At 57.0% G+C, this 24,758-nt stretch carries 19 protein-coding genes, 4 pseudogenes and 1 other annotated feature; of the genes and pseudogenes, 13 read left to right on the top strand and 10 right to left on the bottom strand.

All coding sequences use genetic code 11. The features are described 5' to 3' along the window. Positions 1 to 247 precede the first annotated feature (247 nt). The 3 genes from LVY75_04500 to LVY75_04490 all read left to right on the top strand — a co-directional run bounded on the left by LVY75_04500 (position 248) and on the right by LVY75_04490 (position 4,287). Complete coding sequence (locus LVY75_04500) at positions 248 to 835, top strand: ABC transporter permease (GenBank protein XAZ21213.1); 588 nt, start codon at positions 248 to 250, stop codon at positions 833 to 835. 234 nt (positions 836 to 1,069) lie between these two features. Continuing rightward, the gene (locus LVY75_04495; GenBank protein XAZ21212.1) at positions 1,070 to 1,654 is read left to right on the top strand and encodes an ABC transporter ATP-binding protein; all 585 of its coding nucleotides are present in this window, start codon (positions 1,070 to 1,072) and stop codon (positions 1,652 to 1,654) included. A 1,443-nt stretch (positions 1,655 to 3,097) separates the two neighbouring features. Continuing rightward, a protein-coding gene (locus LVY75_04490) for an IS3 family transposase (protein ID XAZ21211.1) occupies positions 3,098 to 4,287 on the top strand; the annotation gives its coding sequence in 2 pieces (ribosomal slippage) (positions 3,098 to 3,347 and positions 3,347 to 4,287; 1,191 coding nt in all). A 355-nt stretch (positions 4,288 to 4,642) separates the two neighbouring features. Here the strand turns inward: LVY75_04490 and LVY75_04485 are convergent. Beyond that, positions 4,643 to 6,535 carry a PAS domain-containing sensor histidine kinase gene (locus LVY75_04485; GenBank protein ID XAZ21210.1) on the bottom strand — a complete coding sequence of 631 codons (1,893 nt, stop codon included), beginning with the start codon at positions 6,533 to 6,535 and terminating at the stop codon, positions 4,643 to 4,645. A gap of 817 nt (positions 6,536 to 7,352) precedes the next feature. On the opposite strand from LVY75_04485, the gene LVY75_04480 reads away from it, so the two are divergent. The 5 genes and pseudogenes from LVY75_04480 to LVY75_04460 all read left to right on the top strand — a co-directional run bounded on the left by LVY75_04480 (position 7,353) and on the right by LVY75_04460 (position 10,794). Beyond that, positions 7,353 to 7,775 (top strand): response regulator, encoded by a 423-nt coding sequence (locus LVY75_04480; GenBank protein XAZ21326.1) that lies wholly within the window; start codon positions 7,353 to 7,355, stop codon positions 7,773 to 7,775. A 294-nt stretch (positions 7,776 to 8,069) separates the two neighbouring features. Then, complete coding sequence (locus LVY75_04475) at positions 8,070 to 8,324, top strand: hypothetical protein (GenBank protein XAZ21209.1); 255 nt, start codon at positions 8,070 to 8,072, stop codon at positions 8,322 to 8,324. Between the two features lie 334 nt (positions 8,325 to 8,658). Continuing rightward, a complete protein-coding gene (locus tag LVY75_04470) occupies positions 8,659 to 9,012 on the top strand; it encodes a hypothetical protein (GenBank protein XAZ21208.1) in 354 nt (117 codons plus the stop codon). A 669-nt stretch (positions 9,013 to 9,681) separates the two neighbouring features. Then, positions 9,682 to 10,056: pseudogene (locus LVY75_04465) on the top strand (magnesium transporter). A gap of 519 nt (positions 10,057 to 10,575) precedes the next feature. After that, positions 10,576 to 10,794 carry a hypothetical protein gene (locus tag LVY75_04460; protein ID XAZ21207.1) on the top strand — a complete coding sequence of 73 codons (219 nt, stop codon included), beginning with the start codon at positions 10,576 to 10,578 and terminating at the stop codon, positions 10,792 to 10,794. A 499-nt stretch (positions 10,795 to 11,293) separates the two neighbouring features. Here LVY75_04460 and LVY75_04455 read toward each other — a convergent pair. The 3 genes and pseudogenes from LVY75_04455 to LVY75_04445 form a co-directional block, all read right to left on the bottom strand. Beyond that, a protein-coding gene (locus LVY75_04455) for an IS3 family transposase (protein XAZ21206.1) occupies positions 11,294 to 12,522 on the bottom strand; the annotation gives its coding sequence in 2 pieces (ribosomal slippage) (positions 11,294 to 12,228 and positions 12,228 to 12,522; 1,230 coding nt in all). Beyond that, positions 12,125 to 12,241: a sequence feature (AL1L pseudoknot), on the bottom strand. (Overlaps the previous gene by 117 nt.) A gap of 50 nt (positions 12,523 to 12,572) precedes the next feature. Continuing rightward, positions 12,573 to 13,088: pseudogene (locus LVY75_04450) on the bottom strand (cyclic nucleotide-binding domain-containing protein). Positions 13,089 to 13,095: 7 nt separating this feature from the next. Beyond that, positions 13,096 to 13,398: a UBP-type zinc finger domain-containing protein gene (locus LVY75_04445; protein ID XAZ21205.1), complete on the bottom strand. Its 303-nt coding sequence runs from the start codon at positions 13,396 to 13,398 to the stop codon at positions 13,096 to 13,098. 401 nt (positions 13,399 to 13,799) lie between these two features. Here LVY75_04445 and LVY75_04440 point away from each other — a divergent pair. Continuing rightward, positions 13,800 to 14,755 (top strand): annotated as a pseudogene (locus tag LVY75_04440) (XdhC family protein). Between the two features lie 164 nt (positions 14,756 to 14,919). Further along, the gene (locus LVY75_04435; GenBank protein ID XAZ21204.1) at positions 14,920 to 15,375 is read left to right on the top strand and encodes a nucleotidyltransferase family protein; all 456 of its coding nucleotides are present in this window, start codon (positions 14,920 to 14,922) and stop codon (positions 15,373 to 15,375) included. Between the two features lie 175 nt (positions 15,376 to 15,550). Here the strand turns inward: LVY75_04435 and LVY75_04430 are convergent. The 6 genes and pseudogenes from LVY75_04430 to LVY75_04405 all read right to left on the bottom strand — a co-directional run bounded on the left by LVY75_04430 (position 15,551) and on the right by LVY75_04405 (position 21,878). Further along, a pseudogene (locus LVY75_04430) lies at positions 15,551 to 16,441 on the bottom strand (IS3 family transposase). 802 nt (positions 16,442 to 17,243) lie between these two features. Further along, positions 17,244 to 18,161 (bottom strand): transporter substrate-binding domain-containing protein, encoded by a 918-nt coding sequence (locus tag LVY75_04425; GenBank protein XAZ21325.1) that lies wholly within the window; start codon positions 18,159 to 18,161, stop codon positions 17,244 to 17,246. Positions 18,162 to 18,221: 60 nt separating this feature from the next. Beyond that, the gene (locus LVY75_04420; protein ID XAZ21203.1) at positions 18,222 to 19,004 is read right to left on the bottom strand and encodes an ATP-binding cassette domain-containing protein; all 783 of its coding nucleotides are present in this window, start codon (positions 19,002 to 19,004) and stop codon (positions 18,222 to 18,224) included. Continuing rightward, positions 19,001 to 19,738 carry an ABC transporter permease gene (locus LVY75_04415; GenBank protein XAZ21202.1) on the bottom strand — a complete coding sequence of 246 codons (738 nt, stop codon included), beginning with the start codon at positions 19,736 to 19,738 and terminating at the stop codon, positions 19,001 to 19,003. Before LVY75_04415 ends, LVY75_04420 begins: the two co-directional genes overlap by 4 nt. Continuing rightward, the gene (locus LVY75_04410; protein ID XAZ21201.1) at positions 19,738 to 20,457 is read right to left on the bottom strand and encodes an ABC transporter permease subunit; all 720 of its coding nucleotides are present in this window, start codon (positions 20,455 to 20,457) and stop codon (positions 19,738 to 19,740) included. The genes LVY75_04415 and LVY75_04410 overlap by 1 nt, the downstream gene beginning before the upstream one ends. Continuing rightward, on the bottom strand, positions 20,454 to 21,878 hold the full coding sequence (locus tag LVY75_04405; protein ID XAZ21200.1) for a M20 family metallopeptidase: 1,425 nt from the start codon (positions 21,876 to 21,878) through the stop codon (positions 20,454 to 20,456). The genes LVY75_04410 and LVY75_04405 overlap by 4 nt, the downstream gene beginning before the upstream one ends. Here LVY75_04405 and LVY75_04400 point away from each other — a divergent pair. From LVY75_04400 to LVY75_04390, 3 genes are all read left to right on the top strand, one after another. Next, complete coding sequence (locus LVY75_04400; protein ID XAZ21199.1) at positions 21,877 to 22,071, top strand: hypothetical protein; 195 nt, start codon at positions 21,877 to 21,879, stop codon at positions 22,069 to 22,071. The genes LVY75_04405 and LVY75_04400 overlap by 2 nt on opposite strands. Further along, positions 22,056 to 22,691 carry a GntR family transcriptional regulator gene (locus LVY75_04395; GenBank protein ID XAZ21198.1) on the top strand — a complete coding sequence of 212 codons (636 nt, stop codon included), beginning with the start codon at positions 22,056 to 22,058 and terminating at the stop codon, positions 22,689 to 22,691. Before LVY75_04400 ends, LVY75_04395 begins: the two co-directional genes overlap by 16 nt. 245 nt (positions 22,692 to 22,936) lie before the next feature. Then, the gene (locus tag LVY75_04390) at positions 22,937 to 24,745 is read left to right on the top strand and encodes an EAL domain-containing protein (GenBank protein ID XAZ21197.1); all 1,809 of its coding nucleotides are present in this window, start codon (positions 22,937 to 22,939) and stop codon (positions 24,743 to 24,745) included. Positions 24,746 to 24,758: the final 13 nt, after the last annotated feature.

Raw genomic sequence — 24,758 nt, 5'->3', positions numbered from 1 at the left:
GTTTCGAACACTCGCTCAAGCAAGATCCGTCCGGCCCGTCGTGGCTTTCGGTTGTGGGCTTGCTATATTAATTAGTATCCTAGCGATCTGCGCGCCTGTCCTGGCACCTTTTGACGCTTTCAAAATGGCGGTTGGCCCACGGCTGTCTGCTCCATCCGCGGTTCACCTTTTTGGGACGGACGAATTCGGAAGAGATCTTTTCAGTCGCGTACTTTTGGGGAGCCGCTTCTCACTCGGCATCGGCCTCGTGGCCGTGGTTTTCGGTCTTTTTGTAGGGGGAATTCTAGGTTTTGCGGCAGCATTTTCAGGTCGATATGTCGAGACGCTGATCCTTCGGCTCATTGACGTGCTATATTCGTTTCCTGACATTCTCATAGCAATGATTATGCTGGCATTCCTCGGGCCTGGTATCGAAAACGCCACATTCGCGATTGGTGCCAGCTTTGTCCCGTTTTACGCCCGCCTAACCTACGCCCTATCGGTTGGAGAGAAGGCCAAACCCTATCTCGAAGCTGCCAGATTGGCGGGAATTGGTCCTTTCCGACTTATCCGCGTCCACGTCATGCCCAACATCAGTCAGAGCGTGGTCGCCGTGGCGACATTAGGTTTTTCGTCGGCTGTACTGTCCTCTGCTGGGTTGTCATTTCTCGGACTTGGGGTACAGCCGCCGTCGCCTGAGTGGGGCGCTATACTTGCGTCTGGTCGTAACTACATCACTAAAGCCCCCTGGCTCCTGCTATTTCCAGGTTTCGCAATTGGTCTAACGGTGTTTTCTTTCCAAATTGCGATTGACGGTATGCATGATTGGTTTGACCCACGTCGGAAGTTTCGTTGATGAGTTTGCCCTATCTTGAGGTTCGTGGTCTGTCGGTAAGTTTCTCGGATCGGAACCGTGTTCTCAGTGTTGTTGAAGACGTCAGCTTCGGCTTGGAGCGGGGTGAGATTCTCGCATTGCTGGGAGAATCGGGCAGCGGAAAAAAGCCTTACGGCCTTATCGATCATGAAGCTTCTGCCCGCGGCCGCGCGGGCCACGGGGCAGATTTCCGTGAATGGTGCTGGAATAATGAGCATGAGCAACCGCGCGATGGAAGATATCCGTGGCGCGGAGATTGGAATGGTATTTCAAGAGCCAATGTCATCGCTCAATCCTGTCCTGACGATAGCCCGGCAGATGACGGAAGGACTGAAGAGACACAGGTCTCTAGGCCAAAAGCAAGCCACTAACGCGGCGATGGCCGCATTGTCCGATGTGGGAGTGAATGATCCTGGACGCGTCATGGGGCTTTTCCCACATCAGCTCTCGGGCGGCTTGCGACAGCGCGTGTTGCTCGCAGCCGCAATCGTGTTGCAGCCAGCTATACTCTTAGCTGATGAACCAACGACAGCCCTCGACGTCACCGTTCAGGCGCAGGTTTTAGATTTGCTGATCGATCTCAAGATGCGTTCGAACATGGGTGTCCTGCTCATTTCACACGACCTTGGTGTTGTCGCGGAAACGGCCGACCGCGTGGCCGTTATGCAAGCTGGACGGGTTGTGGAGATTGGGCCTGTCGAAGATGTCCTGGATGACCCGCAACATGAGTACACAAAGATGTTGCTTGCCTCAAACCTCACGCCAGAGGAGGCCTTGGCATTGCGCGGCTGTTCAACATGACCCCATCCAATGTTACGTTACAACCTGTTTTCGGGGCGGTATCAATTACGAAGGTCTTTCCGCCGACAGACAGACCGTTCACAGCTCTTCATCAAGTGTCGCTAGAGGTGAACGAGGGGGAGGCGTTAGGGATTGTCGGGGAGAGTGGAGCGGGAAAGACGACGTTCGGCCGTATAGCTGTGGGTCTCGAAACACCAACATCCGGCGCGATCTACATTGGCGGCGAGCGAATAGACTTGCTGCGTGCGCGGGAACGGCGCCGGAGGTTTCTCCGGAGTCAAATGATCTTCCAAGACCCGTTTTCGTCCTTGAACCCAAGCTTGACGGTCGGCAGGCAGATCGGTGAAGGAATTTTCGCGCGTGGAGTTTTAGATTGGCGGGAGATCACCCACGAGGTGGGCGGCTTACTTGAGAGGGTTGGCCTAACACGGGCACATGCCGATTGCTACGCCAATGAATTTTCAGGCGGCGAGCGCCAAAGAATCGCAATTGCTCGAGCTCTTGCTCCTGGCCCCAAGCTGCTTGTTGCAGACGAGCCGGTGTCCGCACTCGACGCCCGGATTCAAGGCCAGATCCTAGATCTGATGGAGGGAATCATAAGAACCTCGTTACTGTCTTGCATTTTAATATCGCATGATATGTCGGTGATCGCGCGTCTTTGCGACCGAGTCGCGGTCATCCACCAAGGTAGAATTGTCGAGCTAGGGCCGGTTTCGTCCGTGATTGAGCAGCCACAACATCCCCAAACGATAAAGCTTCTTGACGCGGTGCTGCGTGTGGGTCGAAGACGCCCAGGACATCGAGCACTAACCGAGGCAGGGTCCGGCTGGCTTCAAGATAGGCTGGTCGAAACATCGACCGGTCACTGGGTCTCAGAGAGCGCTGTTAAGTAGCCCGCCCAATGCGCTTCAAACAATGAGCTACTGGCCGAACATCCGCTCTAGGAGGCTGCTATCTATTCCATCCGCTGCCGTACGGCCTTGAAAACATAGTCAGGCACGCGCGGACCATCCCCGACAGAAAAGTGCCCTGATGTCTTCTAAATCGACTACCGCCATCGGTGAGGGCGGCGATCCGGTCCAGAAGAGCCATCCGTTCGGCGTCTATTTCCTCCTCTGGTCTTGGCAACCTCGCCATGCTTGTCCAAGAAATTGCCAGCAGGAACATCGAGTGGATTGAAGTCGAGCTCTAGGAGTGGTGAGCAAACCTAGCGTTCACCATCCCAATATTCAGCAATCCAGCGAGCAATACATCGTCCCGGCTTCGAGATACATTGCAAAGCAACAGCGCGCTCGGGCGAAATTTTCTGTGCCCGCAACGCGGCGCAAGTCAACAGCGCGATGTGTCGACAGGCACCCACTAGATTTGTCGACGCTTCGTGACCTTGCCCCGTTGAAATAATCCATTTTGAAGTAAGCTCTGGCCCATTGAGAGGACCAGGGAATGAAGCGCAAGCGTTTTACAGACGAACAGATCATCGGCATTCTGAAGGAGCACGAGGCGGGCACGCCAGTCGCGGAGCTTTGCCGCAAGCACGGCGTCAGCGATGCCAGTATTTATAAGTGGAAAGCCAAGTTCGGCGGCATGGACGTGTCCGAGGCCAAGCGGTTGAAGACCCTGGAGGACGAGAACACGAAGCTGAAGCGGCTCCTGGCGGATGCCATGCTCGACAATGCTGCTTTGAAAGACCTTTTGGGAAAGAAGTGGTGACGCCCGCAGCAAAGCGGAACGCTGTCAAGCATCTGATGAGCCACCATCAGATGAGTGAACGGCGGGCGTGTAAAGCCATCGGCGTTTGCCGGATGACGATCCGTTATGAAACGAGCCGCAGCGACGATCATGACCTTCGCGAGCGAATGAAGGCGTTGGCGCATGGACGTCGCCGCTTCGGATATCGACGCATTCACGTGCTGCTCAGGCGCGAGGGCCACATTGTGAACCACAAGAGGCTCTTCCGGCTCTATCGGGAAGAGAAGCTGACGGTGCGCAAGCGCGGCGGTCGCAAGCGAGCGATTGGCACGCGAGCACCGATGCTTGTCCCGATGGCAGCCAATGATCGTTGGTCGCTGGACTTCGTATCGGATCAACTCACCGACGGTCGCAGGTTCCGGGTGCTGACGGTCGTCGACGATTGCACCAGGGAATGCCTGGCACTCGTCGCCGATACATCACTTTCCGGTCTGCGGGTTGCACGCGAGCTTGACCGGATCATCGAGGGGCGTGGCAAGCCAAAGATGATCGTCAGCGACAATGGCAGCGAGTTCACCAGCAATGCGATCCTGAATTGGACGGATCGGACCAAGGTGGAATGGCACTACATCGCGCCGGGCAAGCCGATCCAGAACGCCTTCATCGAAAGCTTCAATGGGCGGCTGCGAGACGAGTTCTTGAATGAAACTCTCTTCTCGTCACTGACCCAAGCTCGATCAGCGCTTTCAAACTGGCGCAGCGATTACAACGATCACCGACCGCATTCCGGCCTCGGCTGGATGACACCTGCCGAGTTCGCTCAGACAATCAACCCGCGACGTGATGCGGTGCTGCGCAGCCGAAATGGCTCCGCACCGCAACCCGCCGCTACCGCCCCGAATACAGCAACCCAAAACCGTTGGAGCGAACTCAAAACTGGATAAAACTTGGGGGCAAGGTCATTCGTACTGCCGTTACTGGACGGGAATCTCTCTCAACGACAGGGTAAAATATCCATTGAGCAGATCTCAGGTTCGACTGCGCTTTCCGCTCCACGGTGAGTTCCTGAGAGAAGCCGATGCCCAAGCCTCGTGAAGAAGGATGCAGTATTAGATACACCCCCCGAGCGACCCAAAGGCCGCGGCATGTAGTCCCCTCGAGGTCATCGGGCCTGGCTCTAGATAAAATTCCAGCTGTGCCTTCTGAGCGTCCATACCTTCTCCAGTTTTCAACTAGCTCAGAGGACGCTGGAGCAAGCGGGGATGCTCACTCATGCATCATTTTTCGGGACGAAGTGGGTCAGCTAGATGAATCGGACCTCGAACGACCGGTCCATTCGACGCTTTCGCTGCTGCCCGAACTGGGTAGGGTGAAGCGCACTACGGTGCCCCTTCCGCCTGCGCGCTCCGCCCACAGTCGGCCGCCATGCGCGTCTATGATCGAGCGACAGATCGCTAACCCCAATCCCTTCCCTTGTTGTTTTGTAGTGAAAAATGCTTCGAAGATCCGGTCCGGATCGGAGATGCCTTCGCCTTCGTCGCGCACCTCCACTAAGGCCCCGCCTTCGTCCAATGGGCGCGATGTAATCAACAATGGCTTCGGCTGGTCCATCAGTGGCTTCATCGCATCGATGGCGTTGCGGATCAAATTTACCATGACCTGTTGGATCTGAACACCGTCGGCTGTAATTGTTGGTAATACTCCGAGGCGCGTATCGAGTAAAACGCCTTCAGATATTACAAGGTCATTCATCAAGATGAGCACTTCTTCAATGACCTCGTTCAGATCTATTGAAGCTTGTGGAACCGGTTCTTGGGCAAACAGCGCGTGGATCCGTCCGACGACGTCTGCAGCGCTGCGTGCGTTGCGGACTACTCTTTCAAGGGTAGAACGCGCCCGCTCAATATTGGGTGGTTCAGCGAGCAGCCATCGCTGCGAGGCTTCGCTGCCAGCGACCGTGGCCGCGAGCGGTTGGTTGAGCTCGTGGGCGATCGAGGCCGAAAGTTCGGAAATAGTAGCAAGCTGTGTGGCCCGCGAGAGCCGATCTCTTGCTGCATTCAATGCATCCCGAGCTCGGGTTTCATCATCAATGTCGATCGTCGACCCGTACCACCGCAGGATACTCCCTGCGTCATCGCGCAACGGCTGGGCTCTCACATCTACCCATCGATACATGCCGCCAGCGGTGCGTCTGCGGTAGCGAATCGCGTAAGGCTCTCCTGTGCGAAGCGAATGAGACAGTGTTTCCGATACCGCCTGTTGCTCGTCCGGATGAACCTCGTTCCTGTCCATCGTGCTGAACTCAACATCTCGGATGATCGGCCCGAATTCAGCCTCAAATCGTTTATTGAGGTAGGAAGGGTAGCCGTCAGGTGTCAGGCTCCAAATAGGAGTAGGTACAGTATCGATCAGAAGCTGCAACTCCCGTTCCCGCGTCCCCAGTGCTTCTTCGGTTTTCTTGCGGTCATCAATGTCAATTGAGGTAAGATAGCGCCTGACAACATTGCCGTTGTCATCCTTCGTGACGGTCGTGCGGGTTAGGAACCACCTGTACGAGCCGTCCGGCCTGCGAACCCGATGCTCAAGGTAATAATTGGATCCTTCGGAGATGGAGGATTGTCGCCTCTCCAGCATCTTCACGTAATCTTCAGGGTGGTGGAATACCGAGGGATCTGTATTGAGTTGGGATATCAAACTTTCGCTGTCCTTATAACCATCCCTAATCCAGTACCCGTTCGTGAACAAGACGCGACCGACCGGATCCATCATGAGAACTAAGACAGGTATGTTGCTGAGCATTGCCTCCAAGTCACGGCCCACTTCCCGTCCCGCGTCCTCAGCCCTGGTACGCTGCGCAGTTTCATTTGCAAGATCCTTCTTAAGTTGGTCCAGCTCTTGCTCCCGCGCACGCAACGTTTGTTCAATTCTCTGGAGATTGTCGATTCCTGCGGATTTGATGTTCCGTATGTCCAGATTTCTCCCGCCACCACCGCGCCGCGGCGTTTCGTAGTAAGCGAAAGCCACAAGCATCAACGTAAGGAAGGCTACCTTCCACGTATTGGCCAAGAACGCCGATATGAAATCGCTTTCAGCGAAGCCGATATCAGTGATCGTGAAAAATGCGGCTGTAAACGCGCTAACTACGAGAAGTCCTCTGGATAAACCGAGATGACGGAAAACGTTATTCAGCATGCGCTGGAGGTCTCGTCGTGGGAAAAAAGAAGGCCAGGGCCGAAGTAGGCGATGAGGATACCGGTCCACCGATTACTTCGATGATATACAATTCTCCCCGTTGCGTTTTGCGCTTTCTTCGCTGCCTAATGATTGGCACCGCTCACGGGAGTCGAGACGAGATTTCCACCGCCAAACCCGAACTGGCGTTTTGGTGGCAAAAGCTGAGGTAAGACTTCCAAACGAAACTTCCTCATGCCGAACGTTGGACGGCCATGTTCAACCAGTAGAATGCTTCGTCTTCTATCCCCGCGACGATTTCGTCGTATTCACTAATTCTATCGTACTCCCGCTCTGACTTCCTGAGTAACCGCAGATGCAGCACGGCCAGACTGTAACACTCGCACAATTCGGCGATATTCCGGCGATGGGCTGCTAACCTTCGGAGCTGAGGCACTCGCATTGAAAGGAGCGCCCAGCCGTGGCATACATGGTCCAGCTTTGCTTCCATATTTAGATCCAACATTTTTGGGAGAAAGTAGCGAGCAACTACCAATGCGCCAACCTATCTTTTGGGTTGGTATCGGCTGAGTGCCCGAATCGGTCATCGACGGTGCCCCGCAGTGCAGTCGACATGATGATCTCTGGCGAACTGCACGCTGTCCCGTGTAGGGGCAAGCCGGGATCCAGTGATGTCACCACCCAGACTCGGTTTGGATCGACAACGATAACGGAAGCGTTTATTGATAGAGATTATCGTCTGCGCTTGCTCTGTCCGATAGAAAACGGTCTGTGGACATCAGGAGATGACGAGGACCAGTACGGAACTCAAAGAAGGATGACGGAGTTGGCTCCTGTCAATGCTCTTGTGGAGCCTGCCGACAATATATCTGACGAGCTATCGGTGGTTGCAGTCGTGGACGACGATCCAAGGGTTCTCGAAGCTCTTCAAGATCTCCTTGAGGCGGTGGGACTTCAAGTCAGGCTTTATTCCTCGGCAGAAGCTTTACTCGAGTCCGACGGATTGGTAGGCATCGATTGCCTGATCACAGATATCGGGTTGCCAATCATGGACGGCTCGGAGCTTAAGAACATTGCAAAGAGCAAACGTCCGGAGCTACCGGTACTGCTTATAACGGGGCGACATGAGTTGGAAAAAAGGCAACTAAGTCGCGGGCACCCTCCCGAGGAGCTTTTTCGGAAGCCGTTCGCAAGCGCGGAGCTGTTGGGGGCGGTTTTTCGTTCGATTCGGCGGACCTAAACAATTCGAAAAAGGTGATTGTGATTTGCGGCGCGACGCTTTCCGGCCGCCGAGCCTGCAAGCGCTACTAGGATCTTGCGGCTCGACCATAAATTTATGCCGTGGATGGGTTTCGGCGGCGATGCCCAGGAGACCGCCGGGCCTCGTGAAATTTGGCGGCCCTATATTTCGGCGGTGCTGAGATCGGGCCGGCACTTAGAAGAATGAGCTCCCCCCCGGATTACCATCGCAGCGATCGTTGCCGCCCCTTCCTTCGCCGATTTCAGAAGGTCCAGCGGGTTGCCGAGGCATGACATGACCTCGCTCGAGCCGCGGCCCGACCGATGCAAGGCCAATCGCACCAGCGGAAGAAGCGTCACGGAATGGTCGAGCGTATATGGCGTCTTCCGCGAAACCGGCGTGCATGGCAGGATGATGGTGTCATCCGCGGCACGCGCCAGTGCCGCCACTACGCCCCTACTCGATAGCCTGACCTTGGCCGGCCTCGAGCGGGTCAATACCAACGCGCCCGGGCTCAAGGTCATCGGGTTGCTGTGTTCGGGGCGATAGCGGCGGTTTGCGGTGCGGGGCTTACGGGACTCCTATCTTTAATTTGCTGCTGGTTTTATTACCAAGAGTTCTCGTACGTACTTAGCTAAGCGGTAGAGATGTCTGGGCGCTTCGGGGCCAATTCTTTGAACCTCTACTCTGGTGCATGCCACGCGCGCTTTTGAACAAACCAGCCACACACGTAGGTCTGGTCTCTCCCGGACATGTGTATGATTTCTCGACAGAGCCGCCCTCGTTAGTGTTCTCGCGTCACCGCCGGTCCGGCACGAATGAGAAATAAGACCGGCCACGGGCTTAAAGTTGTGGTTCGAGACAAACATCAAGAGGACATACAATGAAACCGGTTTTGAACATTGCAGCGATTGCTGTTGTTTCCTCGATTACTTTCGCGAGCGCGAGCTATGCCGACAGCGTCGATATGAATTATGGTCCCAAGATCGAAAAGGCGTTGCAAACCTTCAATAGTAGGTTTGACGTCAGAAACATCGTCGACTACCAGGACTACAAGGCTGCGAGCGGTAGCAATAGTGCCCAGCCTCGTACAGACGCCGGGGTAGAGCATATCCAGGCGTCTATCAAAGAAAACAAAGACCTATTGAAGCGTCTCGAGGAACGGGGCGTAAAGATCGACAACGTCGTCAACGCCGAGCAGGCAGCAGACGGCAGCATGACATTCTGGGTCCGCTGAGCAGCCGAAAGACCCGGGTTCCAGTTTCCGGGTCTTTTCTCCTGAATTCATCCGTCGACCCGGGACCGTGCCAGCCGCTCTTTTCTCGCAGTGTCTGCGGTACACGTAGCGTCCCGTTGTCACCACAAAATGCGAAGGAGACATCATGCGAAAGAAAGTTCTCATCACGGCACTGCTGTTTGCCGTCCCCACGTTTGCTTGTGGGGAAACGTTTGACGGCATGGATAGGACCGGACGCTTCGAAGGAACGCCGCCGGGGACGGATCGCTATCACGGGTCTGATGATGAAACCGGGTTCGTCATCTCTTTAGACCTACCCTCGAACTCGGTGATAATGCGCTCAAGTGCTTCGCCCCGCTGCACAGCCGTCATGCGTCAACCCTCTTGTCATGACGCCCCCCAAGCCGCGCCAACAGGAGGTAGCGAGTGACGGGGAAAACATCAGACCTTGCCAACGGCGGTTGAATTGCCCCGCGTGCAGCTTGGCTTGGCGTAGGGGCCAGCCCAAAGAACGCATTTGGGCTGTCTCTCAATTTGCCGCGCATGAACCGCGACGCGATGCGAACGGCTACCGGACTTTCGCCGACGACGAGAAGCATTTCAGTCGTAGCCCAATCCTTCGTACTACGAAGAAGCGAGGCTCGGCTGAAGCCAGTCAATTCCCGAGCAATTGGGAGGATGGCATCGTTCACGCTGGATGTATGTCACGACATGCTATCGGACGAATTCCGAGATCAACTGCACGCGATAACGAAAGACGTTGCCTCGCTGAGCGATTACGAAACCCATCTTTCCGACAAAACGCAGTTCCTCCTGGATGCCGTCCTGGGCTTCATCACGATCGAACAAAACGACATATTCAAAGTGCTAACGATCGCGTCTGTCGTTGGCGTGCCGCCGACCTTGATGGCTGGAATATGGGGAATGAATTTCAAGTTCATGCCAGAGCTGAATTGGGTTTGGGGCTACCCTTTCGCGTGGGCGATCATCATACTGAGCGCTGTAGCGCCATTGCTTTGGTTCTGGCGCAAGGGTTGGTTTTAAGCCGTTGGATATCAGAAAGCCTTCGGAGTTTGCTTCGCCTTCAGCGTTTTCCGACTAACGCCTCAATCTTCCAGGCCTTCCAACACCTTCTTAGATCGGGGAAGCTGCAACCATCCGTGTTTAACACCTACAGCGCGACAGAATGAATACCTACAACTTAATGTACGATCAGGGGCGTGCAAATAGATCTGCTGCCATTCTCGCGACGATGCTGCGATGACTCGACTTCGACGGACACAGGCAGCGCCAAGAACTTCGCGACCCAAGTCCTTAGGCAGCAGCGTAAGTGTCTAAAAAGGGACGGCAGTGCGCTGCCAAAGTTCGACGGCGCGCGGGTTCATCAGTTCGCCAGCTCAGGCCTGAGCATGTCCAGTCTTCTTGGGGACAACTCCACCCACACGGTCTCGAGTTCTCTGACAAACACGAATTTTAAAACGCTGGCCGTTACAAGCATTTTGCGTAGGCGTACCTAAATGGTTAGCGCTTTATTCTCGCGGAACTTTCCCACGGAGGAAACGCATGATTTCTCAAGCGCATGCAAGGGCGGTGTTAATGGGTCTACAAGAGTTGAAGGCGAACGGTGCTGTTGGAGATTGGATCGATCTGAGGATTGCTGAATACTCGAAACAACTCGCAGTAATTTTGCTGGAGCCCCAAGCCGAACCATTCGTTCCCTACCCGGATACTGATGGAGTAATGATAATAAATGCTGAAGGTGATCGTGAAGACGACGCGTAATAGATCAATTGCTGCAGCCGATGACTGCAATAGGATAACGAAGTGACAATTTAATTCGATCGCTCGTCACCCAATAAAGCCGCTGTGTAGGTTAGTACACAGCGGCTTTCCTGCAAGGATTATCAGCCACGCAAAACTATACGTAAAACCTCCAGGAACATCGGGGAAATCGGTAAGAACAACGCAGCTGTCAAAGCATACACGGTAACAACCAAAGTGGACGGGATATCAAGTTCGAAGTGTTTCTTAGGACGATAGAGAAGTTTCATAGACGGCCTCGTTTGTCATAGTCGCTAGTCTGTTACATTGTGGTGAGGCTGGCTGCAAACACCAGATATAGTGTTAATAGCAAGATTTCTCAAATCCACGATCCAACCTTCTCACCAGAGAGTTGTCGTGAAAAACGCATGTAATCGTCATCCTGACATTTGCCTTTGCAAAACTTCCTCGGTGAACGAACTGAACCGCACCGGGTTTGCCGGAGGCCATTTGGTTTGAGTTATGCGGCCATGGCTGGTTCGTCCAGCATGGCGTAGTAGCGTTCTTCAGCCTCGGCTGGCGGTATGTTTCCGATGGGCTCCAGAAGTCGTCGGTGGTTGAACCAGTCGACCCATTCCAGAGTGGCGAATTCCACCGCTTCGAAATTCCTCCATGGTCCGCGCCGATGAATGACCTCGGCCTTGTAGAGACCGTTGATCGTTTCGGCGAGGGCATTGTCGTAACTGTCGCCGACACTTCCGACAGAAGGCTCTATGCCAGCTTCTGCCAGCCGCTCGGAGTAACGGATGGACACATATTGAACGCCCCTGTCCGAATGGTGCACGAGCCCGCCGCCATGAACGGGACGCCGATCATGAAGTGCCTGTTCAAGGGCATCGAGGACAAAGCTCGCATGTGCCGTCCGGCTCGCCCGCCAGCCAACGATGCGCCGGGCAAAGACGTCGATCACAAAGGCCACGTAGACGAAACCCTGCCAGGTCGCGACATAGGTGAAGTCCGAAACCCACAGCCTATTTGGTGCTGGGGCTTTGAACTGGCGGTTTACCCGGTCAAGCGGGCTCGGGGCTGCCTTGTCCGAGAATGTCGTGCGGACCGGCTTTCCTCGAATGATCCCCTGCAGGCTCATCGACCTCATAAGCCGAGCGACCGTGCAGCGGGCGATGGCGTAGCCTTCTCGCTGCAACTGCCGCCAGACTTTACGCACCCCGTAGACCTGGAAGTTCTCATTGAACACCCGGCGTATCTCGATCTTCAGGCCGATATCGCTGCGGGCGCGAACCGACAGACGATCCACATCCAGGCGCTTGGCGACATTCTCGTAGTAGGTTGATGGGGCAATCGGCAAAAGCCTGCAGATCGGCTCGACCCCGAACACGCCACGGTGGTCGTCAATGAACGAGATCATCGTTTGAAGGGGCGGTCGAGCTCCGCCATCGCGAAATAAGCAGACGCCTTGCGCAAAATCTCGTTGGCCTGACGAAGCTCGCGGTTCTCCCGCTCAAGAGCCTTCATCTTCTCGGCCGCGTCGGTCGGCAAGCCTGCTCGTTTGCCGCTGTCGACCTCGGTCTTCTTCACCCATTCATGCAGCGTGGCTGGCGAGCAACCGATCTTGCCCGCAATAGATGAAACGGCTGCCCACCGCGACGGGTGCTCAGCCTCGTGATCCAGCACCATACGGATGGCGCGTTGGCGGACTTCGGGTGAAAACTTGTTCGTTGTCTTGCTCATCGGCTCCACTCTCTCAGAAGTTGGAGCCTCCGGCAAACCCGGTGCGGTTCAATGTGAGGGTATCCATTCCGGCTTAGGAACCCCTGCAGGCGCACCAACTCGCTGTCAGCCGAGGTGCCAACGAGAACGGACCCACCGCTACCGCTGTCGATCAATTCGACGCGCCGCAGGATATACGCGCGCATGACGATTTCACCCACCTCGGCGGACCCGATTATCAGTGCCTTGAGGTGGGTGGCGTCGAAGGCCAGGGCGACACAACCTTCCGGTCCGGCTCGCGCGCCAGCCAGGGATGGTCGGCCCGACAGCTGGCTTACTTCCCCGAATACGTGGCCTTTGCCGTGGTTGACAACCGCTGCTTCCGACGTAAGACCGTCGTGCCGGAATACATCCAGCTGACCCTCAAGGATCAACCAGGCTGGTACATTGCGGTCGCCAATCGCCGAAACCGTTTCGCCGGGGCCGAAGGAATGGGGGCCACTGCTCGCGAAACGCCGAGCCATGTCGATCTGTTGGTTCGTCAGAACCGGAAATATCTGATGGTAACGGGACGGGTCGATCGTCATGGGGTGCTCAGTAGTAGCGGGGGATCGGACCAAGGTGCGGCGTTTGATCTGGCAGCTGAACGACGGTTTCGTCGACATAGCACCAGCCCCAGCCTTCGGGAGGATCATACCCTTCTATGATCGGGTGCCCCGTCTCGTGAAAGTGCGCGGTAGCGTGCCTACCGACGGACTGGTCACAGCAGCCGACATGGCCGCACTCCCTGCAGACGCGCAGATGAAACCACATCTGACCCTCGTTGAGACATTCCTCACAGCCCAAGGTTCTCGGCCTGACTGATTTGATGGTCGATGTATGCTCACAACTCTTCATGGATGGCTCCGCAGATGACGATGCCCCACCATAGCCGACCAAGATTTTAACGGGAGCTATACGCGAGGATAACCACCATCTCTTCGACTAGTTCAACCAGGATTGCCGCTTGCGCGACCTTACGCGCGTATGATCGCTCGCAACCTGGTGACAGTGTAAGCATTTCTCGCACTGTTTGATCGATCGGCACAGCCCGTCTCCACTACGTCCGGGAGTGAGACAGGAGCTGTTGGCTGTTGAGAACATCGAAGAATCTGAGCCGTACCGAAGCGAGGCTTTTCGTGAACGACAATCTCGCCGGCTACAAACAGTCGACCGCGCCGAGGCGATCTACCATGCCATCGCGGCAAGGACGCGCCATTGTGCGATGAGGTTCGGGAAGAACACTGGCGGGACGTCGAATGTTGCCTGAGGATACTGCCCCCGCGGATATCTATTCGCGGGATATTAGTGAGGCCGTAATAAGGCCGACGCCGATTCGATCATTGCTTTCCGACGACGCGGCAGAGATATTCCGCTTTGCTATAAGTGAGCTTGAAAGGGGCAGGGTGGCGCTAGCTACGCTGGTCGAAATTCGAGGAGGAGCCGCTCGTGCGCTTGGCTCCCATGTCGCCGTTACAGCCGATGGGCGGTTTTGCGGCTATGTATCGGGGGGCTGCATTGAGGCGGCGGTAGCCTCCGAGGCGCTCGACGCCTTAAGCCAGGATAGAGACCGCGAGGTCAGGTACGGAGAAGGCTCGCCCTTTTTCGATATCGTCCTACCTTGCGGTGGCGGTATCACGGTGGCCATACACGTGCTGAAGGACGCGCATGCCCTGCAGCAGTCCTTGCGGAGCTTCACCACCGTCGAGCGGCGGGTCTGTGCTACACGAAATCAAAAGAACGGCTCGAGTTTGTCGAACCGCAACGAAGGTCCGGCTATTTCGATGGTCGATTCTTGACGGTTTATCTGCCTCGCACTCGAGTCCTCATCTCAGGTCAGGGTGTCGAGGCCGAGCGTGTTGCTGCTGTCGCCAACTCATCCGGGCACGAGGTCGTGACATGCGGTTCTTTGGAGAGAGACCCGCCCGATATGGATCAGTATACCGCTGTGATACTGCTCCATCACGACCTCGATGCAGAGCAGTTCATGCTGCAGGCAGCGTTGCGAACGGACGCGTTCTACATTGGCGCGCTAGGGAGCACGCGCACGCATCGCCGACGGATGGATCTTTTAGGAAGATCGGAGATATCCAGGACGCAATTCGATCGAATAAAGGCACCGATTGGCATTTTTGGCCCCACGCGCGACGCGAACTCACTGGCACTTTCGATCCTGGCTGACATTGCGGCTCGCCGCTTGTCAATGTTTGCGTGAGGCACCATGGTACCGGGCGCGCCAGCACGGGTTACAGTAGTCGTTCTACCCGCGGGTAGATCGAGCAGGTTGGAAGGATCCGGGCACAAACTCCTGGCGCGGGTTCGTGGCGTTTCCCTGGTCCGTCTGGCCGTTTTGGCTGCGATAGCAGTTCGGTCATCGTTGTGACGGGATATCGCGGCCATGACATCGAGGCCGAGATTGCGGGGTTGGAGATATGCGTCGCGAGAAACATTCGTTTCGTTGATGGCATGGCAAGTTCGATTGCGCTTGGTGTCCAGCGCGCGGCCGAACTCGATCCGGACGGCATCATGATCATGCTTGCCGATATGCCAATGCTTGACGCCGTTGATCTTGACACGCTTATCGATGCTTTTCGGAAGGGCGGCGCAAAGACTATTGTCCGCGCGGCGTGCGAGGGAGTTCCGGGCAATCCAGTTATTTTTCCTCGCTCGGCGTTCGGAGGCCTTCAAGGTCTAAATGACGACCGCGGTGCTCGTCAGCTAATTTCGCAATTGCCTCTCGACGTCATCAACGTCGAGATTGGCATAGCTGCGAAGATCGATATCGACACCGCAGAGCAACTTGCGAGTTTTGGTGGGCAGCTAGAAGCCTACTGATTGACGAGATTTCTTCTTGTCTCACAAATTCGGCCTAGTTACCGACGGTTCCAGATGGCCTCCAGTTGCATGTGATTCTCGCGATTCCAATGAGTAGTGTAAGCTGGTTGGTCAGCTTCGGCCCTGCGAGGGTCAAAATAAGCATGAAATTGGCTAGTGACCTGCCACGGAACTTTCATCCAGCGGCGACTAGAGCCACGGCGGTTTTTGATACGCCAATTGGCGCGGTGGGAGCAACCCGCGGAAACGCGAAGCTTTCATCTTGCGTAGCGTTGGAGCCGGTTGCGGCGATGGACCTGGCATAACCTGCCGGGGTCTGATATCCGAGGGATGAGTGTGGCCGGAAACAATTATAATCGTCCGCCCAATCCGCGATGGCGCTTCGGGCGTGTTCGAGGCCGAAAAAACAGGCTTTGTTGAGCAGTTCGTCGCGCATGCGCCCGTTGAAGCTCTCGACATAGCCGTTTTGAATGGGCTTTACCGGCGCGACGTAATGCCACTCGACCTTGTGATCCTTCGACCAGGCGAGGATGGCATTCGAGGCCAGTTCGGTGCCATTGTCTGAGACAATCATTCCGGGCTTGCCGCGTCGTTCGATCAGCGTCGTCAACGCCCGTGCGACACGGCGGCCGGAAATTGAGGTGTCTGGAATTGCTGCCAGGCTCATCGACGATGTTGAGCACGCGAAACCTCCGTCCGCATGCGAACTGGTCGTGGACGAAATCCATCGACCAGCGGGCATCGGCCTTCGCTTCGACCAGGATCGGAGCACGCGTGCCGACAGCACGGCGTCGGCCTTCCGCTTGGGTAATGAAAGCCCTTCCTCGCGATACAGCCTATAGATGCGATTGACGCCAGACGGCTCTCCCTCCCGCCGAAGCAGGACGAACGGCCGACGGTAGCCGAAACGGCGTCGCTCGTTAGCCAACTCGCGCAGCTTCGTTCGCAACTAGGTCTCCGGCGGTCGGTTCGACTGGTAACGGATTGTCTTGCGATGGGCAGATATGATCTGGCAGGCCCGCCGTTTCGAAAGCCCCATGACGGTCATCGGGTGCGTGACGGCTTCCTATGTTGAGGAATTTGTCCCGGCACGTAGGGCTGGCTGATGATCATTACGGTTCGGGCGAGGGAAGCCCCATGAAGATACCGCTCCCAAGTTGCGCTCCGCTTGACGAGCAAGAGCGATACGAGCTCACCGGTGGGCGGCGCAGTATGAGAGCGATCGCCTCCACTGCGCACGTCTTTCTCAATACGAACAGGGCCTCTCGGTATTAAAGCCAAGTGCGCAGGCCGTCTTAGGCGGCAAATCAGACGGTCGTTGATTTCCCGTCCACGTGCACGCTGTGATGGCGAGTGCGGAGACGGCGGTGAATGCTGCAAGTGCCAGAATCCGAAGTGTATACATGGCCACCTCCCCTTCGAAGGCGGCCTTGGCGGCAGGCCATCTGGAACCGGCTGATGGGACCATGCGGTTCCTTCTGGTTTTTCCCCGGCCTGTATCGTGAAGCCGCCTGCAGCTCGCTGGGACCCTGGAACAATTCCAATGCCTCAGATGGAGAGTTAGAGTATAATCCGACTGAGGCGTGATCGATACCCGACTGGCAATGCCGGCGTTGACGGCATGAACCAGTAGCCAATAGCTCCAATGATTTCCTCGCAATTTTTCCAGGGTTCGCTTTTTCGTTGACCATTCCGTTGACCAAACCACCGAAGCTTGGTGAACGGATTCTCGGGTGGCCGCGGCAGGAAGACACGACTCGAACCGGCGCTCGAACTGTTCCGAGGCGCTCCAACGCCGAAAGAGCTCGGCAGGTCGCGGGCGTGACCAATCCAGCGGTTCATAAGCGCTTGAATAACCCGTCTTTTCCTTATAAAATAAAGAAGACAGGAGACTGTATGCCTGTTGACCAGGAGAAGCCGGCGATACGGGCCGCGCGGCTTAAACCCTGGAAAAAGTGGTTGGCCCGGAGGGACTCGAACCGCCGACCAAGCGGCGTCTTGATCGTGCCATCCGCCTTTGCAGCGGCAATCGCGTCGTTGAACATGGCCTTCAGTTCCGTGTCGCTCTTACGCAGGCCAACGGAACTGCCACGGCCGAGGAACCCGCCCTGGAAGCGTGGACCTGTCGTCGTCATGTCTTCGTTGCCCGGCTTCTCGGAAGCCGTCGTCAGATAGGCCATGGACGCCATAACGATATCAACACGACCGGCCTTGAGATCGAGATCATGCTCTTCCGTCGTCTTGTATTCTCTGACGTCGACGACACCCTTCAGATATTTGTCGACGAAGGCGGCCGCTGTGGAGGCAGTCTGCACACCGATCGTCTTGCCCTGGAGTGCCGGCTTGATCTTTTCGATCTCTGCAGCAGCGCCCGCTTCATCACTGGCAAGCGAGAAGACCTGGCCCTTTTCCGACAGCTTTGCGAGATCGCCCGTCTTCGAGGTCGCGAAGGCCTGGCCGGTGGAGCCGTAGGAATCGCTGAAGGCGATCACCTCTTCGCGCTTTGCCGTCGCAGACATGCCGGAGATGATGGCATCGAATTTGCCGGCGTTCAGTGCCGGGATCATGCCATCGAAGTTCTGGACCACGATCTTGCATTCCACCTTCATGTGATCGCAGAGATATTTGGTCAGTTCGATCTCATAGCCATCGAGCGAGCCATCCGGCTTGGTGAAGTTATAAGGCTTGAATGCGCCTTCGGTGGCGATCGTCACCGTCGTCCACTTCTTGTCTTCGGCATGCGCAACACCGGCCGTCGCGATGACGGCAGCGGCTGATGTCGCCATCAGAACCCGTGAAAAGAACCTCATGTTTTTGCTCCCTTTTTCTTTGTTTGGGCCGAGAAACTACTTGTTGATGAACTGGCGGAAACGGTCCGACCGGGAATTGACGAACACATCCTGCGGTTTGCCGTCTTCTTCGATTACGCCCTGATGCAGGAAAACGACCCGGCTGGAGACATCGCGGGCGAAACCCATTTCATGGGTGACGACCAGCATCGTGCGCCCTTCTTCGGCGAGTGCGCGCATGACGCGCAGCACTTCGCCAACGAGTTCGGGATCGAGTGCGGAGGTCGGCTCATCGAAGAGCATTACCTTCGGGCGCATGGCGAGCGCACGTGCGATGGCCGCGCGTTGCTGCTGACCACCGGAAAGATGAGACGGATAGAAATTGCGTTTTTCTGCAATGCCGACCTTGGCAAGCAAGGCCTCGGCTTCCTCGATGCACTCCGTCCTCGAACGGCCGTGCACATGAACCGGGGCTTCGATGACGTTCTCGAGCACCGTCTTATGGGACCAGAGGTTGAAGCTCTGGAAGACCATGCCGAGCTGCGAACGAATTCGATCGACCTGCTTGCGCTCGGCCGGGCGGCTGCCGCCTTTGCCGTCGGCGATCATGCGGATCGTTTCTCCCGCGACCGTCACTTCGCCGGAATCGGGTGTCTCCAGAAGGTTGATGCAGCGCAGGAAGGTGGATTTGCCCGAGCCGGAGGAACCAAGAATCGAAACGACATCGCCTTCATGAGCGTCGAGCGAGATACCTTTCAGGACTTCCACCGGACCGAAACTCTTGTGCATATCCCTCACGCTGAACGCGATGGTGGAAAGAGGGGCATTCGCCGCGGTCATCGGGCGTCTCCTTCGAGTACGGATGTGGCTGTCGCCGGAAAGTGGGGAAGTGGCTGGCGCAGATGCGGGCTCAGCCAATATTCGACATGGTAGACGAGACGCGTCAGCAGGAAGTTGATTGCCAGATAGATGGCGCCTGCGACGATGAAGACTTCGATTGCCCGATAGGTCTCGGAAATGATCCTGGCGGCGACGCCGGTCACTTCCATCAGGGTAATGATCGAGGCGAGCGATGTCGCCTTCACCATGGAGATCATCTCATTGGAGTAGGCCGGCAGCGCCTGGCGGATGGCGAGAGGCATGATGATGCGACGGAACTGCATGAAGCGAGGCATGCCGCAGGCGCGCGCCGCCTCGACCTGGCCGAACGGTACAGACAGAAGTCCGCCGCGAATGATCTCGCTGGCATAGGCAGCGGTATTCATGGTCAGCGCAAGCACCGCGCACCAATAGGGCTCGCGCAGGAACGGCCACAGTATGCTGTGCCTGACCTCGGGAAACTGGCCGAGCCCGTAGTAGATCAGGAAGATCTGCACGAGCAGTGGTGTGCCGCGGAAAACGAAGACATAGGCGCGCGCGCACCATTCCAGCACCGTGATCCCTGAAAGCCGGCACAGTGCGATTGCCAGCGCCAGCGCGGCGCCGAGTGCGATCGACGTCGCGGCAAGCTGAAGGGTGAGCGGGACAGCGGAAACGAGATTGACGAAGGTTTCGCCGAGAAATTGCCAATCCATCAGCCTCTCCTCACACCGCGAGAGAAGTGCTTCTCAGCCCGTCTCAGGAAAAGGCCGGAACCGGTTGAAATGATGAGATAGATCGCACCTGCAACGATATAAAAATCGAAGGGAAGACCAGTCGATCCTGCCGCCACTTGCGTCTGGCGAAGCAGTTCGGCGACGCCGGTAATGGAGACGAGTGCGGATTCCTTCAGAACGACTTGCCAGACATTGCCGAGGCCCGGCAGCGCGTGACGTAGCGTCAGCGGTGCGACGATACGGCGAAACCGCAATGCACGGCCCATGCCGCAGGCGATTGCAGCTTCGATCTCACCTCGATGCACGGCCTTGAAGGCGCCCCGGAAAACCTCCGTAAATTGCGCGCCGGAGGTGACGCCGACGGCGAGTGAGCCCGCAAGGAACCCCGGAAAGCCAAGGAAACCTTCGGCGCCGAAAAGCCGGCCGAGTGCGGTCACTGCGGCACTGCCTCCGAAATAGAAGAGGTAGATGACCAGAAGATCAGGTATGCCGCGAAGGACCGTCGTGTAGGTGTCGGCGGCGATCTTCAGGCCACGTCCGCCCGATATCTTCGCCCAGGCGCCGAACGTGCCGATCACCGAGCCGATGGCATATCCCGAAAGCGCGACCAGGATCGTCATCCACGCGCCGGCCATGAGCGCCTTGCCCCAGCCGTCGGGGCCGAAGCTGATGAGCTCGAGGATGCCGGGCTGGTTCATGATGCCTTTTTCTCCGGCAGCGGCGGTTGAACGTCGTTGGGGATCGGATTGACGAACTGTGTCCCATCGAGGCGGCCCTTCAGGTCCGCCTTGGCCGCCTCGATGAGAGCAGGATTGCGGATCAGGTCGATGGCGGTGCTCGCCATGACCTTTGCCGCATGCTCCGTGCCTTTATGGGCTGCGGGAAGCTTGCCCTGAGCGACCAACTGCCAGGAATGACCAGGCGTGCCGATGGCATAAGTCGCGCCGCGCATCTGCACTGTTGGCACGACCCAACTGACGCTGCCGACATCGGTTGAACCGACGATCGTGCTGTCGCCGGCATAGAGCGCGAAGATTTCCTCGCAAAGCGGCTGGTCCTTCTTCGGTTTCAGGCCGAAGCGCGCGTAGGAAGAGGCTATGTCCTCGGCGCTCATGGTCGCCTGGAATGTCCGGGCGGTGGCGCGGTCGTTGTCATCGAAAACGGGCGGGCCGAGGCGTTCGAGATTGGCAAACATCAGGTCCTCGAGCGGAACATTGCCGACGAGATTGGCGTCACCGCTGATCACCTCGCTGCGGACCGACGTCTCGGTCATGAGGGCAGCGCCCTCCGCCACCTTCTTGACGCGGGCGACGAGCGACAGGAGTTCGGGGAGGTTTCGGGCGCGGACGAGGTAACGCACGGTCGCGCGGGCCTGCACCACATTTGGCGCCGAACCACCTGTATCGGTCACGGCATAGTGGATGCGCGCCGTAGAGGGCATGTGCTCGCGCATGTAGTTGACGCCGACGTTCATCAACTCAACGGCATCGAGCGCGCTGCGGCCGAGATGCGGTGTTGCTGAAGCATGCGACGAGCGGCCGGTGAAGTGGAAATTGATCTCGTTGCAGGCAAGCGAGACGGGGTTGTTGACGCCGGCAAAGGCCGCCGGGTGCCAGCAAATGGCAATGTCGACGTCATCGAAGACGCCTGCGCGCACCATGAAGCCCTTGGAGGAGCCGCCTTCTTCTGCCGGGCAGCCATAATAGCGCACGCGGCCCTTGAGGCCGTTTGCTGCAAGGAAATCCTTCACCGCTGCCGCCGCCAGCATAGAACCGGCGCCGAGCAAGTTGTGGCCGCATCCGTGGCCATTGCCATTTGCCGTCACCTCGCGCTTCTCGGCAACACCTGCTTCCTGGCTGAGACCGGGCAACGCATCGAATTCCCCGAGGATTGCGATGACCGGCCCACCTTCACCAGCTTCGCCCATCACCGCTGTCGGAAGCCCCGCGATACCGCGTTCGACACGGAACCCTTCGGCTTGCAGCTGCCGCGCGTGCTCTTCAGCGGAGCGGTATTCCTCGTAATTTGTCTCCGGCATATCCCAGATCCGGTCGCTGAGCGCAAAGAATGCTTCGCGCTTGGCTTCGACAATGTCCCACACCGTGTCCGAGTTTTTCATGGCTTCCACAACAGCATTATTTTGCATAGTATCCAAAATTGGCGCCAATTTAGGTTACAAAGAATTTATGCGCAATCCACATGCACGAATAAATTTTCATCACGGCAATGCGTTGGGGCTGCCTTACGGACATACCTCAGCCCGTGATATCGACGGAGAAGAGCAGGGGAAATTCGAATGGCAGATATCATAATGAATTCGGGGCAGGCCGCGTCCGCTGGACGCGACGTGACGGACCTCGTGCTTCAGGATATTCTGGCCGGGGTGCTCCTGCCCGGTACTTGGCTGAAGCAGATCGATCTCGAGCGACGCTACAACTGCACGCGGCCTGAAGTGCGACGTGCTCTCGATCGCCTCGCTCAAAAGCGGCTCGTCGAACATGTGCCAAACCGCGGTTACCATGTCTATGAACCGGATGGCCGGCGCGCACGGGAAGTCAGTGAAATCCGCATTATCCTGGAAACCGCCATCGCCGGCACGATCATTCAGAATGCATTGCCGGCAGATATCGCCAGTCTCCGCAGACTTGCCGAGCATTTTGACTTCATGGTGCTGAATGGCACGATGCTGGAACTTTACGAGGCGAATCTCGCCTTCCATCGGCAATTGCTGGTTCTCGGCGGTAATCAGGAACTGGTCGACCTCATTACGGAAATCCGTCAGCGAACCTCATCGGCGCCGGTCTCACAATGGCGCACGCGCGCCCGTGTGGAGCAGTCGGGCCGGGAGCACCATCTGATGATCAACGCGATCGAAACCGGTGATGCCGAGCATTTGAAGGAATTGGTGCGGCAGCATATTCTTCAAAGCTAAACATGCCTGACCTGTCCCGGTCTTCTCAGGTCGCCGTTGTTGTAGTGTGCAGCGGCTACTGCCCGTGAGACGAGAACATACGATATGCTTGGGGCTTCGAATTGTAGTCGATAAATTTCCGAACCCGTAACATAGTACCTGCTAGTTTTGATCGTAACCGGTCGAACAGGTTGCGAGGCCATTCGAGCGAAACGCAGTATAACGGGACCGGCATGCGAGGACAGCTTCAGCAGGAAATCTTGGATATGCTGGCACGGGGGTCTTCTCTCGAAGACGCCTGCGATCGTATTTGCGAGCATGCTGAGCGGCTTGCAGCCGGGGTCATTTGCTCAATCGTGACCGTTGACCGCGAAGGGCTCCTGCATCCGCTGGCTGGGCCAACGATCTCCAAAACCTATTCGGATGCGCTTGACGGAATTCCAATCGGGCCCGATGTCGGCTCGTGCGGCACGGCTGCCCATTTCCGCAGGCCAATCGCCGTCACCGATATCTTTGCAGACCCGCTTTGGATACCCTATCGGCCGCTTGCCGACATTCTTGCGAAAGAACATGGCGTCAAGGCGTGTTGGTCGAGCCCGATCCTGCGCAGCGACGGACGCGTGCTCGGAGCATTCGGATTTTATTACAAGGATAATCGCGGCCCCACGCCCGAAGAACGCATGATCGTTGCTGAGTGTCTCGACCTCTGCTCGCTTGTACTCGAGCGTGAAGAGGTGAAGGCGGATAATCAAAGGCTTGCCTTTTTCGACAGCCTCACGGGCTTCGGCAATCGTGCCAACTTTCTCAAGACGCTCGAGGCTGCCATCGAGGGCGCCAGTGCCCCTCTTTCGGTTCTGCTCGTCGATATCGATCATCTCGGCCGGGTCAATGACGCTTTCGGCCATGCGACCGGCGACAGATTGATCCTGGAGGTCGGACAAACGGTTGCACGGATCGCAGCACCAGCGGCTATCTTCAGGGTGGACGCCGATGAATTTGCGGTCCTGATCGAAGATCGTTCCGCTGAGGAGTTATCGGCGGTTTCGACAGAAATTCTGCGCGCCATGGAGAACCGGGCTCCACAGCGCGACGAACATCTTCTGCCGGTCTCGGTTACCTGTGGGGGCGCGATCTTCGAACCGTCCCGGCCGCCCGACGTGCCAACATTTCTGCAGCATGCAAATCTCGCACTCCACCATGCCAAGCAGATCGCCAGAGGCGGTTTCGTGCTTTACAGCGATGATCTTGCCGGGGCGATTGCAAACCGGTTTCGGGCGCTGCAGACCGTGACCAGCGCCTTGGCCGAAGATCGGATAGAGGCGCATTACCAACCGATCGTCAGCCTTCCAACGCAGGAAATCGTCGGTCTCGAGGCTCTATGCCGCATTCGTATGGATGGTGGCCAGATCCTTTCCCCCGGTGCGTTTGCCGAGGCACTCCAGGATCCATCGATTGGGCATCTCCTGACCGACCGGATGCTGGAGCAGGTCGCGCGCGATATCCGATACTGGCTCGATCTCGGGCTCTCGTTTCAATATGTGAGCGTCAATGTATCGATGGCGGATTTCAACCAGGGCAATCTCGGCGAACGGATCAAAAGCGTTTTTGCCCACCACCGCACACCGCTCAAACATGTCGTGCTCGAAGTGACCGAAACGGTCTATATGGACGAAAAGGACGGGAAGGTCGCAAAAGCGATCGAGGAGCTTCGCAGGGAAGGGCTGCTCGTGGCGCTCGATGATTTCGGCACCGGCTACGCCTCGCTCACGCACCTGCTGGATTTCCCGGTCGACATCATCAAGATTGACAAGACCTTCATCGACCGGATGTCCGATGGACCGGGCGCTGTCATCGTCAAGGCCCTTCTCGACATGTCGGTCGGTCTCGGTACCCGCATCGTGGCCGAGGGTGTGGAGACGGAAGATCAGGCAGAACGCCTGCTGCGCCTCGGATGCCCCTATGTGCAAGGATATCTGTTCGGTCGCCCGGTCGATCGCGACAAGGCAACAGAAGCGCTGCGGTCCGAGGTTCGCCCTCCGGCAGACAAGGTGAAACGAAAGTCCGGCGGCCCGTGATAACGCGACTATC

The organism is Sinorhizobium sp. B11 (assembly GCA_039725955.1).
In the GTDB taxonomy this organism is placed as follows: Bacteria; Pseudomonadota; Alphaproteobacteria; order Rhizobiales; family Rhizobiaceae; genus Rhizobium.
The sequence above is the reverse complement of the archived record's forward strand: the minus strand, read 5'-3'. Positions and strand labels throughout refer to the sequence as shown.

What these genes read in the sequence shown, in the direction of transcription:
- LVY75_04495 (XAZ21212.1), top strand. Translation starts at nt 1,070, where the DNA reads ATGAGCAACCGCGCGATGGAAGATATCCGTGGCGCGGAGATTGGAATG.
- LVY75_04390 (XAZ21197.1), top strand. Translation starts at nt 22,937, where the DNA reads ATGCTGGCACGGGGGTCTTCTCTCGAAGACGCCTGCGATCGTATTTGC.
- LVY75_04475 (XAZ21209.1), top strand. Translation starts at nt 8,070, where the DNA reads ATGACCTCGCTCGAGCCGCGGCCCGACCGATGCAAGGCCAATCGCACC.
- LVY75_04445 (XAZ21205.1), bottom strand. Translation starts at nt 13,398, where the DNA reads ATGAAGAGTTGTGAGCATACATCGACCATCAAATCAGTCAGGCCGAGA.
- LVY75_04410 (XAZ21201.1), bottom strand. Translation starts at nt 20,457, where the DNA reads ATGAACCAGCCCGGCATCCTCGAGCTCATCAGCTTCGGCCCCGACGGC.
- LVY75_04420 (XAZ21203.1), bottom strand. Translation starts at nt 19,004, where the DNA reads ATGACCGCGGCGAATGCCCCTCTTTCCACCATCGCGTTCAGCGTGAGG.
- LVY75_04480 (XAZ21326.1), top strand. Translation starts at nt 7,353, where the DNA reads ATGACGGAGTTGGCTCCTGTCAATGCTCTTGTGGAGCCTGCCGACAAT.
- LVY75_04485 (XAZ21210.1), bottom strand. Translation starts at nt 6,535, where the DNA reads ATGCTGAATAACGTTTTCCGTCATCTCGGTTTATCCAGAGGACTTCTC.
- LVY75_04395 (XAZ21198.1), top strand. Translation starts at nt 22,056, where the DNA reads ATGGCAGATATCATAATGAATTCGGGGCAGGCCGCGTCCGCTGGACGC.
- LVY75_04415 (XAZ21202.1), bottom strand. Translation starts at nt 19,738, where the DNA reads ATGGATTGGCAATTTCTCGGCGAAACCTTCGTCAATCTCGTTTCCGCT.
- LVY75_04400 (XAZ21199.1), top strand. Translation starts at nt 21,877, where the DNA reads ATGGCTTCCACAACAGCATTATTTTGCATAGTATCCAAAATTGGCGCC.
- LVY75_04470 (XAZ21208.1), top strand. Translation starts at nt 8,659, where the DNA reads ATGAAACCGGTTTTGAACATTGCAGCGATTGCTGTTGTTTCCTCGATT.
- LVY75_04460 (XAZ21207.1), top strand. Translation starts at nt 10,576, where the DNA reads ATGATTTCTCAAGCGCATGCAAGGGCGGTGTTAATGGGTCTACAAGAG.
- LVY75_04405 (XAZ21200.1), bottom strand. Translation starts at nt 21,878, where the DNA reads ATGAAAAACTCGGACACGGTGTGGGACATTGTCGAAGCCAAGCGCGAA.
- LVY75_04425 (XAZ21325.1), bottom strand. Translation starts at nt 18,161, where the DNA reads ATGGCGACATCAGCCGCTGCCGTCATCGCGACGGCCGGTGTTGCGCAT.